This is a genomic window from Guyparkeria sp., from assembly GCF_046545975.1.
GTDB lineage: Bacteria > Pseudomonadota > Gammaproteobacteria > Halothiobacillales > Halothiobacillaceae > Guyparkeria.
On the sequence record NZ_JBKGYT010000056.1, the window covers coordinates 1 to 11,319 of the forward strand.

Below are 11,319 nucleotides of genomic sequence, written 5' to 3' on the forward strand. Positions count from 1 at the left end.
CGGCGCGGGCGTTGCGCCGGTGAAGAGCAAGACAGGCAGGGCATTACGGTGGGAGCGGGCCTTGCCCGCGAATCGCACGGCACGCGCGAGCCCTGCCATCCGGCTGGCCCATGCAGCGGGCCAGGGGCCGGCCACAGCCTGAAGTCAGGATGGCCGCTGCCGCGGCCTTCGCGGGCAGGGCCCGCTCCCACAACGTAGCGCGAAACGTCGAGCGGTCAGCGTTCAGGCGAACAGGCCGTCGATCTCCTCCCACAGGGAGGCGTAGGCCCGGTTGGCGGGATGACGCGGCTCGCGGTAGACGGAAGGCTGCTGGTCGTCGCCCATCTGCTCGATCACCGAGGCGTAGGGAATCTGCGTCTCGAGCAGCTCGGGCATGTCGTGGCGATGGCGCTCGGCGAACTCGCGGTGCAGCGTGCGGCGGCGATCGACCATGCTCAGAAAGGTGCACAGTTGCTCGGGATGAATGCCGCGATCGCGCAGGTGGCCCTTGAGCTGGAACCAGGTCCGCTCGGACAGGTGCGTGGGCACCATCGGCACCAGCACCATGTCGGCAGCGCGCAGGATGTTGTCGGCGAGCAGCGACAGTCCGGGCGGCGCGTCGATCCAGATCTCCTCGAACTGCTCGGCGAGCGGGTCGATCAGCTTGGCCAGCCGGTAGCCGGCATCCTTCTTGTCGGCGAGGTGATGCTCGATCGCCTGCTGGCCCGGGAAGGCCGGCAGCACCCAGAGGTTGCCGTGGATGGTGGGCCGCACCGCAGCGGCCAGCCCCTTGGGCTTGAGCAGCTTCTTCACCGGGCGATCGGCGGCCGCCTCGGTCTGCAGGTACCAGGAGGCGGCACTCTGCGGGTCGAGGTCCCAGACCAGCACCTGCCGGCCGGCCGCGGCCGAGAGTGCCGCCAGGTTCACCGCCGAGGCGGTCTTCCCCACCCCACCCTTGACCGAATAAAGCGCCACCGTCTGGGCCATGCCGATTGCCTGCTCCTGCCTCGCGTGAACCTGCTCTCGAGCATAGCACCGGCAAGGGGCGGATCGTGTGACAGTCCGCCGCTCGCGGCACCTGCCCGCCGTGTCAGTGCTCCCCCAGCTCCTTGAGCTTGCGGGTGACGGTGTTGCGCCCCCAGCCGATCAGGGCGGCGGCCTTCTGCTTGTGGCCACCGGTGTGGGCCAGCGCGGCCTGCAGCAGGGTGCGCTCGAAGGCCGGACCGGCGGTGGCCAGCAGGTCCTCGTCCCCGGCCTTCAGGCGGGCCTCGGCCCAGCGGGAGAGGTCGCTCGTCCAGCGCGACAGCAACTGGTCCTCGCCCACGCCGGACTCGTCGCCCTCCCCGCCGTGGCGCACGGTATCGGGCAGGTCGTCGACGCCGATCTCGTTACCCGGCGCCATCACGGTCAGCCAGCGGGCAATGTTCTCCAGCTCGCGCACGTTGCCCGGCCAGGCGTACTCGCAGAGTCGTGCCTCGGCCTTCGGCGTGAGCGTCTTGACGGGCACGCCGAGCTCCTCGGCCGCGCGGGCGAGAAAGAAGCGCATCAACTGGGGGATATCCTCGACCCGCTCGCGCAGGGCCGGCAGTTTCAGGCGGATGACGTTGAGCCGGTGGAACAGGTCCTCGCGGAAGCGCCCTTCCCGGACCAGGTCCTCGAGGCGCTGGTGGGTCGCGGCGATCACGCGGACGTCGCTCTTGATCAACGACGTGCCGCCGACGCGGTAGAAGTGGCCGTCGGACAGCACGCGCAACAGCCGGGTCTGCAGCTCGAGCGGCATGTCGCCGATCTCGTCGAGGAACAGCGTGCCGCCCTGGGCCTGCTCGAAGCGGCCGCGGCGCTGGACGGCCGCGCCGGTGAACGCGCCCTTCTCGTGGCCGAACAGCTCGGACTCCAACAGGTCCTTGGGGATCGCGGCGGTGTTCAGGGCGACGAACGGACCACCGCGGCGCTGGCTGTGGCGATGCAGCGCCCGGGCGACCAGCTCCTTGCCGGTGCCCGACTCGCCGTTGATCAGCACGGTCACCGAGGACCGGGCCAGCCGCCCGATGGCCCGGAAGATCTCCTGCATGGCCGGGGCGTTGCCGATCAGCTCGGAGGTCGGCTCGGCGCCCCCCTCGACCCCGCCCGCCCGCGATGACCGCTCGCGCGAGGCGTCGAAGGCTCGCTCGGCCAGACGCACTGCCTCGTCGATGTCGAACGGCTTGGCCAGGTAGTCGAAGGCACCCTTCTCGAAGGCGCCCACGGCGCTCTCGAGGTCGGAGTGCGCCGTCATGATCACGACCGGGATCTCGGGGTGTTCCTCGGCCAACCGGGTGAGGAAGGTCAGGCCATCCTCGCCGGGCATGCGGATGTCGGAGAAGATCACGTCCGGCCGGTCGCCGCGGTCGAGGCGCCCCTGAGCCGAGGCGACCTCCGCGAACGACTCGACCTGGAAGTCGGTGGTGGCCAGTGCCCGTTCGAGCACCCAGCGGATCGCCTGGTCGTCATCGATCACCCACAGGCGGGGCGCGGTGTTGCCGGGGTTCGTGTGGTCGGTGGCTGAAACGTTCATGCTCGGATCACTCGCTGGCGGCGGTGGACGGCGGCCCGGGGACCCCCTCGGGATGGATGGGCAGGATCACGGAGAAGCGGGTGACTGCCCGCTTGGGCACGAACTCGATCATGCCCTGGTGGCGCTCGACGATCGTCTGCGCGAGCGACAGTCCCAGCCCGCTGCCCCCGGCCCGCCCGCTGACCATGGGCAGGAACAGCGTCTCGACCAGTTCCTCGGGCACGCCCGGACCGTTGTCCTCGACGTCGATGCGCACCGCCAGCCGGTGGCGCTTGCCGTGCACGGTGAACTGGCGCAACACGCGGGTACGGAAGGTCAGCCGGGGTGATTCGACGTCGCCCTCGCGCATGGCCTGGACGGCATTGCGGGCGAGATTGAGCAGCACCTGCACCATCTGGTCGCGATCCGCCCAGACCTCCGGCAGGCTGGGGTCGTAGTCGAGCCGCCATTCGATCCGCTCGCCCCCGGCCTCGACGCGCAGCAGCTGGCGCACCTGCTCGAGCGGCTCGTGGATGTTCACCCAGCGGCAGTGCAGGCGGTCGCTGGGGCCGAGCATGCGGTCGATCAGGACACGCAGGCGATCGGTTTCATGCAGGATGATGCGGGTGTACTCGGTCAGGGAAGGGTCGGGCAGCTCGCGTTCGAGCAGCTGCGCCGCGCCGCGCAGCCCGCCGAGCGGGTTCTTCAGTTCGTGGGCCAGACCGCGCATCATCTGCCGGGTGGTCATCTGCAGCGAGTTGATGCGCGCATCCCGCGAGATGCGCAGGTGACGCTCGATGTCGTTGAACTCCAGCATCACCCGGGCGCCGGGATAGTCGGGCCGGGGGCTGATGGCGCAGTCCGCCACCCGGGTCAGTTCGTGGGCCAGGGTGAGTTCGACCTCGCGCAGGGTCATCACCTGCTGGCTGGCGAGCGCCTCGTCGATGGTGTCGGCCAGCAGGGGGTTGGCGCCCAGCACCACGTCGAAGCCGGACTTGAGTGCCGCGCTGTAGCTCGTCCCGAGGAATTGCTCGGCCGCGGAATTGAGGTAGATCGGGCGGTTGCGATCGTCCAGCACCACGATCGCGGTATTGAGCGTGTCGGCCAGCCGGGGCTCGGGTCTGGGGTTCATGTCATCTCCACCGGGTGCGAAACGGGCGGGGACGTCGGTCCCGCAGCCATCAGGTGGCTATTTTGGTGCAAGTAGCATGCCCATGAGCCACGCCGCACCGTGAAGCGTCACGGGAGCGTCCCGGGCCGCCTTTCAGGCTCGCTGCGAGTCACGGCAGCGAGCCCCCGGCGACGCCTACGCACCATACTAGTGCAAAAAAGGGGCCGACTGCCTCATCATTGGTCAGGCGTCATGAGGGTGAAGCGCACCGGCCGGCTCTCGCGAATGACCTCGTCATCCCGCCGGATCTGGGCGGTGATCTCGTGCTTGCCGGGCGACAGGCCGTTCACCAGGTGCCGGCGGCCACTGGAGTCCTTCACATGCGCGTCGCCGTCCACCAGGATCCGCACCCGGTCACCGTCACGCAGCCCGGGCTGGATGGCGAGCTCGACGGTGATCGCGTCCTTCAGCCGGCTGGCTACCTCGCCGTCTACCGGGTCGACGACCTCGAAGTGGTCATAGTCTTGTCCCGGTTGCGAGGCCTCCTCCTTCGAGGGCTCCTCTCGGGAAGGTTCGTCGGATCGCGCAGCCGACTCGGCGGCCTGCTGACCGGCGGGCGGCTCAGGGACCGCTTGGCGACCGGCCCCGGACTCCCGGGCGGACTGCTGGCCGCGTTTCTCCGCCGCTTCCGGCCGGTGCAGGTCGTCGGCCGTGAGCACCTCGGGGGTCTCCACCGGCTTCATGGGCATCACCGGCGCGGACTCGACCTCGTGCACCGTCGCATTCTCGGTAGGCTCGTCGGTGAACACCGTCTCGCCCTCACTGTTGGTGTACTGGTATATCTTCGCGGCGAGCAGCGGGCCGGCCCACGAGAGGGTCAGGCCGGCCACGGCGAGGATGGCGGTTACCAGACGAAGGGTCGGGAAGATCATGTGTCGCTCACCTCCTGTTGACACTCGATGCCCCCGGTGCGCCGATCACCCCGCCTCGGGCGGGGTGATCAGGGCCCTGAGGCGATCGAGGCGCGACTCGAGCGTGATGTGGTCGGGACCGGTCACCGTGACGTGGCCCAGCTTGCGCCGCGGGCGCGGCGTCTTGCCGTAGTCGTGCAAGGAGGTGCCGGGTACGGCCAGCACCGCCTCGGGATCCGGCATCCGCCCGACCAGGTTGAGCATCGCCGCCGCCCCGGCCGGAGCGGTATCGCCCAGCGGCCAGCCGAGAATGGCACGAATGTGGTTCTCGAACTGCGAGCTGCGCGCGCCGCCGACACTCCAGTGGCCGCTGTTGTGCACCCGCGGGGCCATCTCGTTGACGAGGAGATGGCCGTCGCGGACGAAGAACTCGATCGCCAGCACCCCGACGTAGTCCAACTTCTCCAGCACCAGCCGGGCAGCCGCCTGGGCCTCGCGCTGTAGCGGTTCGTCGTCAGCGATCACGGTCTGCCAGAGGATGCCGGCGCGATGCTCGTTGGTCGCCAGCGGGTAGAAGCGGATCTCGCCGGTCCGGCTGCGCGCGGCGACGATCGACACTTCGCGCTCGAAGTCGATCATCTTCTCCAGCACGGCCGGCGCACCGCCGAGTGCCTCCCAGGCGGACGCCGCCTCGCCCGGGTTGCCGGGCCCGCCCTCGTGCGCGGCGTGGGCCGGGTCGGCCAGCCGCACCTGCCCCTTGCCGTCGTAACCGAAACGGCGGGTCTTGAGAATCGAGGCACCCTCGAGATGCGCCACGCCCTGGACGATATCGCGCACCGAGTCGACCTGGACCCAGGGGGCGACGCCGAGACCCAGGCCCTCGAAGAACTGCTTTTCCTCGAGGCGGTCCTGGGCCACGGCCAGCGCCTGGGGGCCGGGCATCAGGCAGTTGCGCTCGGCTACCGCCGCGGCGCTCGCCAGGGGCACGTTCTCGAACTCGAGGGTAACGATGTCGCATTCCACGGCCAGCTGTTCGAGCGCCTCGGCGTCATCGAACTCGGCCTGGATGTGGCGCCCGATCGCGGCGGCCGGCGGCTCGTAGGCGGGGTCGAGGAAGGTGAAACGATGGCCCATGGCCACGCCGGCCAGGCCCAGCATCTGGCCCAGCTGCCCGCCGCCGATCACGCCGATGTGCAACCCGCCCGGCTCGCCCTTGGCGCGCGGCATCTCGCAGTTGTCGTTCGTCACGCTCACGGTTCAGGCCTCTCCCGGTGTCGGCCGATCCAGCACCGCCTGCGCCTGGCGTTCGCGCCAGGCCTCCAGGCGCTCGGCCAGGGCGGCATCCTCGTTGGCCAGGGTGGCCGCGGCGAACAGGGCCGCGTTGACGGCGCCCGACCGACCGATCGCCAGCGTGCCCACCGGCACGCCCGCGGGCATCTGCACGATGGAAAGCAGCGAGTCCATGCCGGAAAGCGCCTTGGACTGCACCGGCACACCCAGTACCGGCAGTCGTGTCTTGGCCGCGACCATGCCCGGCAGGTGCGCTGCCCCGCCGGCACCGGCGATGATGACCTTCAGGCCACGGCCAACGGCCGACTCGGCGTAGTTGAACAGCTTGTCGGGGGTACGGTGCGCCGAGACCACCTCCGCCTCGAAGGGGATTTCCAGCGACTCGAGGGTCTCGCAGGCGTGACTCATGGTCTCCCAGTCGGACTGGGACCCCATGATCACGCCGACCAGCGGCTTGACACTCATACGCCGGTCACCACGGCCGGCAGCACGTCCTGCAGCTGCGGGTGGGTATTGGCCACACCCACGGCGGCGACGTACAGGAACACCAGGATCGCCAGCACCCAGGCACTGGCACGCAGGCCGCGCGTCCGGCCGAATCGCATCGCGACCAGCCCCAGGCCGATGTAGACGATGAGGCCGACGATCTTGACGGTAATGAAGCTTGGGTGAGCGCCGTTGCTCCAGAATAGCAGCCAGGCGGCCGCCAGGGCGCTGACCAGCAGCACCGTGTCGACGACGTGCGGCGTGATCTTCACCCACTTCTTCCGCAGCATGGGCGAGTCGGCGAGCATCCAGATGCCGCGAATGACGAAGCCGGTCAGTGACAGCACTACCGCCAGGGCATGCAGGTGTATCCAGAAAGACGCTTGGGCCATGAGGCAACCATCCCGTGTGACGCATTGGTTTGAGGCACCCGCCCCATCCCGGGCGGAAGCCTCAAAGCATAAATCATCGGGAACCGCCCCCCAAGCCGGAGCGATGTCGGCACTACTCGGGCTGGCAGATCTCGCGGCGACCGGCAGCGCGCAAGGTCATCACCAGCAGCAGGGCGATCAACATCGACAGGATGACCGTCAGGATCAGGCCGAGCGCGTTCCAGAAGGCGCTGCCCGTATGGCCGGCCACCTGGATGGTCGCCACGGTCATGGCCGCGACCGGGAAGGAATAGGCCCACCAGGACAGCGCGAACGGAAGCCGGATGAAATGGCGCATCTGCCAGACCAGCAGCAATGTGATGAACAGGGCGAAGCTGAACAGCACGCGGCCGAAGTCGTCCAGGCCCTCGCCCGGATGCAGCGAGCCCCAGGCGATGAAGGCCACCGCCGGCGGGGCGATGAGGATGAACAGCGTCGGCATCAGCTTGCCGGGCATCGGCGCATGGAAGAAATAGCGGTACATCAGGATCGTCAGCAGCACCGGCCAGAAGACCAGCCCGACGCTGAAGAAGAACCAGGAGATCGTCTCGAAGCCCAGCGGCACGCCGGCCAGCGGCACTAGGATGTTGCCGACCACGGGGATGAACCAGGCCGGGTTGGAGTGATGGATCTCGAAGTGCGTCTGGTGCATCCAGCGGCTGAGGATGGTCAAAGTCAGCAGCAGGTGCAGCACGACGCCCGACACCCAGAAGGCCAGCGCCAGGGACGGCCACATCCGGAACGTGGCTGTCGCCAGGAGGATCAGGCCGATCGAGATCGCGGGGAAGAAGCTCAGGCGGATGGGGTGATTGAACTCGCCGCGCACCTCGGCCGGATACCGGACCCACTTGGACAGGTAGGCGACCGCGATGGCCGCGAACACGGCGATGTCGATCACCACCGACGTCAGTGCGATCCCCGAGGGTAGCCCCCAGGCCCGCTCGGCATGCTGGAGCACCAGCGTCAGGCCGGCCAGCCCCATCACGATCGCGAACATCGAGATGGGCATGTGGGGCAGGCGGTTGCTGGCTGTGGACGGGTCGCTCATGTTGCCTCCTGTTCGACTGGCATGGCTGTGGCATTATTATATAACATAACAATACCGCATAAACCATATTGATCCGCGTACGGCAATACTGCCTGAAACCTTAGCAAGGCTGGAGTCAGATCTCCCGCCCGGACGCTACACTCTGTCTCCCAGCTCAACGGGACATCTGGCATGACGCTACCGAACCACCTCATCCCCCCACTGCTGGCCGGTATCGGCTGGGCTGCGGCGGCCATCTCCGTTCTCTGGGCCGTGCGCGCCGCCCCCTGGGAGGCGCTGCGCAGTGCTCCCGGACGACTGAACCTCGTGGTTCTCGCCGTGCCGTTCCTGCTCGGCATGTGGTCGCTCAACGCCACCCTGATGCCCGGGCTGACCCTGCACTTTCTGGGCGCGGCCACCGTCACCCTGGTGATCGGGCTCGAGCTGACGCTGATCGCCGGGCTGGTCGCCGCCCTGCTGCTGCCGCTGATCGTCGGCGGGGGACTGGCCATCGCCGGCTGGACGTTCGTGCTGTCCTTGCTGGTCCCCGCCGTGATGACCTACGGCATCACCCGGGCCTCCCAGCGCTGGATGCCGCCGAATTTCTTCATCTACCTGTTCGTGGGCGTGTTCCTCTCCGCCGTGCTGGGCGTGATCGCCCACGGCGCGGGCACGGCCCTCCTGGTCATGGCGATGGGGCTGTACGACTTCGACATCATCTGGAACAACTACCTGCGGGTCCTGCCCCTGCTCGCCTTCCCCGAAGGCGTGATCAACGGGATGATCATGACGGCGCTGGCACTGGTCAGCCCGTCACTGGTGATCTCGTTCGACGACCATCACTACATCGATGGTCGCTGACCGCCACGACCAACGTTGCGCCATCCGCGCCGAGGCCTTGCAACTTGCAACCTGCAACCCGCCATCAGGAAAACACCAGGGTGACAAGCCCTTGTTTATCGACTGGATTTCTGCCGGAAAATCAGTGGCATGAAACGTGCTTACTGTCCCACCAGCCGAGCAGGAGTGGGCTCGGACGATTAGATGACACGAGATTCAGGAGTTTTCCCCCATGAAGAAACTGACCGCGATCGTATTCGCCTCCGGCCTCGCCGCCGCCTCCGGCCAGGCCATGGCCGCCGACGCCGATGCCGGCAAGAAGCTCTACGAGCAGAGCTGCGCCTCCTGCCACGGCATGAAGGCCGAGGGCCAGGGCATGTTCCCGAAACTTGCCGGCCACAGCGCCGAAGAGACCACTCAGGCACTGGCTCACTACAAGAACGGCGACCAGGACGCCCTGAAGGAAATGGACGGCGACCTGGGCGGTTCCAACTTCTCCATCATGGCCCCGAACGCCGCCGGCCTGTCCGACGCCGACATGGAGAACCTGGGCGCCTACATCGAGAGCCTGTAAGCTCCCGCACCGGCAACGGCAGACAGGAAACCCGGACCGACTGGTCCGGGTTTTTTTGTGCCTGGCATCGTAATGGAGCGGCCTCGTCCCACGCGACGTTCAGCCCGGCGCTCGGTCTCCGGACGGCTCGAGCGGAGACCCGGCCGTCAACGCCCGCGGCGTAACCGGTCCAGGCGCAGCCGGTCGCGCTCGTCGAACAGGCGGCGCGCGCCGAGCTGGACGGCGACGAGCGAACCGAAGCCGGTCGCGGCCGTGATCAGGAAGATGATCAGGATCTGGTACTTGACCGCCTCGATCGGCGGCGTGCCGGCGAGGATCTGGCCGGTCATCATCCCCGGCAGGCTGATCACGCCGGCCGCGGCCAGCATGTTGAGCGTCGGAATCAACCCGGCTCGCATCGATTCGGAGCGCAGCTCGGCGGTGGCATCGCGCACGGAGTGACCGAGGATCAGGCGGGCCTCGATCTCGCGTCGGCTCCGCCAGGCCGTCTGGGTGAGGTTGTTCAGCGCCAGTCCGATGCCCGTCATGGTGTTGCCGAGGATCATCCCCAGCAGCGGGATGGCGTATTGCGGCGTGTACCAGGGATCGGTCTCGATCACGAAGGTCAACGCCAGCACGGTGACGATCAGTGCCGTGGCGCTCATGGCCGCGAGACCGATGCCGTAACCGTGCCAGCCACGTATCGCCCGCTTCTGCCGCGCGACCACCTCGTAGCCGGCCAGGCCCATCATCACCATCGCGATCAGCAGGATCCACGGCAAGGTGGCGGCCTCGAACACCGCCTCGAGGATCAGGCCGACCAGCAGCAATTGCAGCACCATGCGCACGCTGTTCAGGACCAGCGTGCGGAACAACCCCAGCCCGAGCAACACCTGCACCACGCCGAGCGCGAGCACCAGCCCCGCCGCCAGCGCAAGGTCGAAGGGGGTCAGGCTATACAGATCCATGCAGCACTCCCCCCTCCGGCGTCACTTCCAGCCAGCGATCGCCGTGGTCCGCGATCTCGCCGGGATCGTGGCTGATCCACACCGCGGCCGCGCCCTGATCGCGCAAGTAGTCAAGTAGCAGACCGGCCATCCCCTCGGCGTTGTCCCGGTCGAGGTTGGCGGTCGGCTCGTCGAGCAGCAGCACGCGCGGCTCGAGCGCCAGGGCACGCAGCACCGCGAGCCGCTGCCGCTCGCCGGAGGACAGGCGTTCCACCGGCGATGCCCACAACGTGTCGCGCAACTTGAGCCGCGACCACCAAGAGGCAGGCGGTCGGGCCGGGAAGTGCTGGTCGACCGTGTCGGCCCACCAGCCGGATTCTGCCGGCACCAGCGCAACCTGGCGACGCCAGTCGGTCGCCGGCATGGAATGCTGCTCCGATCCGTTCAGCCACACCTCACCCTCGTGGGGCGAGAGATCCGCCAACGCACGCAGCATCTGGCTCTTTCCCACCCCGGACTCGCCCCGCACCGGCAACACGTCACCGGGCGCGAGCGTGAACGAGACCGGCGGCACATTCGGCCCGGAGAGCCTCTTTACCTCGAACAGCATGCATCCCCCTCGAAAACATGAACCCATCGGGACGTGCCGATTCGCCCGCCAGGGGCGCCCGGTCACCCCTTCGAACGCGGGCCGCCAACGACGACCGCCCGGGCCGGGGCCCCACCCGGCACACGGCCCGAAACACCACAAACAAAACGCCGGCCCGAAGGCCGGCGTCTTTCCTGCGATCGGGCCGGCACCGCGACCCGGAGGCAACCTTACTGGGCCGCGGCACCCTCGGGCGCGTCCTCGTCACCTTCGCTCGGCAGTTCCTCTTCATCCATGACCTGGATGTAGGCGCCCAGGGCCTCGATGTCGTCATCGCTCAGGCCCGTGGCCTGCGGGATCATCACGCGCGAGTTCGGACCCATCTCATCGCCCTTGCGGTAGATCTTGAGCAGGTTGATGGTCTGATCCATCTTGGTACCGGCGAGCTTGGGCGCATCGAACAGCTTGCCCCCTTCGCCGGCTTCACCGTGGCAGACGGCACAAGAGGAATAGAGCGAACGGCCGTGGTTGATCACCGACTTGCTGACGATCTTGGACTCGCCACCCTTCTTCTCCTTGGCCTCGTCATCCCCTGACTCGTCCTTGTCATCACCCTCGGACT

General features: G+C 68.0%; 13 protein-coding genes. 2 read left to right on the plus strand and 11 right to left on the minus strand.

Translation table 11 applies throughout. From position 1 onward, the window contains the following. Window positions 1–222: 222 nt before the first annotated feature. The 8 genes from ACLFMY_RS06415 to ACLFMY_RS06450 all read right to left on the minus strand — a co-directional run bounded on the left by ACLFMY_RS06415 (window position 223) and on the right by ACLFMY_RS06450 (window position 7,789). A complete protein-coding gene (locus ACLFMY_RS06415) occupies window positions 223–966 on the minus strand; it encodes a ParA family protein (protein ID WP_410763776.1) in 744 nt (247 codons plus the stop codon). A 103-nt stretch (window positions 967–1,069) separates the two neighbouring features. Beyond that, window positions 1,070–2,533, minus strand: coding sequence for a nitrogen regulation protein NR(I) (ntrC, locus tag ACLFMY_RS06420; RefSeq protein WP_410763777.1), 1,464 nt, complete (start codon window positions 2,531–2,533; stop codon window positions 1,070–1,072). Window positions 2,534–2,540: 7 nt separating this feature from the next. After that, window positions 2,541–3,644: a nitrogen regulation protein NR(II) gene (glnL, locus tag ACLFMY_RS06425; protein ID WP_410763779.1), complete on the minus strand. Its 1,104-nt coding sequence runs from the start codon at window positions 3,642–3,644 to the stop codon at window positions 2,541–2,543. Between the two features lie 215 nt (window positions 3,645–3,859). Beyond that, window positions 3,860–4,555: a DUF4124 domain-containing protein gene (locus ACLFMY_RS06430; RefSeq protein WP_410763780.1), complete on the minus strand. Its 696-nt coding sequence runs from the start codon at window positions 4,553–4,555 to the stop codon at window positions 3,860–3,862. Window positions 4,556–4,600: 45 nt separating this feature from the next. Then, window positions 4,601–5,788: a 5-(carboxyamino)imidazole ribonucleotide synthase gene (locus tag ACLFMY_RS06435; RefSeq protein WP_410763781.1), complete on the minus strand. Its 1,188-nt coding sequence runs from the start codon at window positions 5,786–5,788 to the stop codon at window positions 4,601–4,603. Window positions 5,789–5,791: 3 nt separating this feature from the next. Further along, a complete protein-coding gene (purE, locus tag ACLFMY_RS06440) occupies window positions 5,792–6,289 on the minus strand; it encodes a 5-(carboxyamino)imidazole ribonucleotide mutase (protein WP_410763782.1) in 498 nt (165 codons plus the stop codon). Then, the gene (locus ACLFMY_RS06445; RefSeq protein ID WP_410763783.1) at window positions 6,286–6,702 is read right to left on the minus strand and encodes a SirB2 family protein; all 417 of its coding nucleotides are present in this window, start codon (window positions 6,700–6,702) and stop codon (window positions 6,286–6,288) included. Before ACLFMY_RS06445 ends, purE begins: the two co-directional genes overlap by 4 nt. Before the next feature lie 112 nt (window positions 6,703–6,814). Further along, window positions 6,815–7,789 carry an SLAC1 anion channel family protein gene (locus ACLFMY_RS06450; RefSeq protein WP_410763784.1) on the minus strand — a complete coding sequence of 325 codons (975 nt, stop codon included), beginning with the start codon at window positions 7,787–7,789 and terminating at the stop codon, window positions 6,815–6,817. 171 nt (window positions 7,790–7,960) lie between these two features. Here ACLFMY_RS06450 and ACLFMY_RS06455 point away from each other — a divergent pair, with 171 nt between their 5' ends. Both ACLFMY_RS06455 and ACLFMY_RS06460 read left to right on the plus strand, forming a co-directional pair. After that, entirely contained in the window at window positions 7,961–8,629 is a 669-nt protein-coding gene (locus ACLFMY_RS06455) for an energy-coupling factor ABC transporter permease (RefSeq protein ID WP_410763785.1), read from the plus strand. A gap of 211 nt (window positions 8,630–8,840) precedes the next feature. Continuing rightward, the gene (locus ACLFMY_RS06460) at window positions 8,841–9,182 is read left to right on the plus strand and encodes a c-type cytochrome (RefSeq protein WP_410763786.1); all 342 of its coding nucleotides are present in this window, start codon (window positions 8,841–8,843) and stop codon (window positions 9,180–9,182) included. Between the two features lie 146 nt (window positions 9,183–9,328). On the opposite strand, the gene ACLFMY_RS06465 is transcribed toward ACLFMY_RS06460, so the two are convergent. The 3 genes from ACLFMY_RS06465 to ACLFMY_RS06475 all read right to left on the minus strand — a co-directional run. After that, the gene (locus tag ACLFMY_RS06465) at window positions 9,329–10,129 is read right to left on the minus strand and encodes an ABC transporter permease (protein WP_410763787.1); all 801 of its coding nucleotides are present in this window, start codon (window positions 10,127–10,129) and stop codon (window positions 9,329–9,331) included. After that, a complete protein-coding gene (locus ACLFMY_RS06470) occupies window positions 10,116–10,718 on the minus strand; it encodes an ATP-binding cassette domain-containing protein (protein WP_410763788.1) in 603 nt (200 codons plus the stop codon). The genes ACLFMY_RS06465 and ACLFMY_RS06470 overlap by 14 nt, the downstream gene beginning before the upstream one ends. A 209-nt stretch (window positions 10,719–10,927) precedes the next feature. Next, window positions 10,928–11,319 (minus strand): c-type cytochrome (locus tag ACLFMY_RS06475; protein WP_410763789.1); only part of this gene is annotated, 392 nt, incomplete at its 5' end.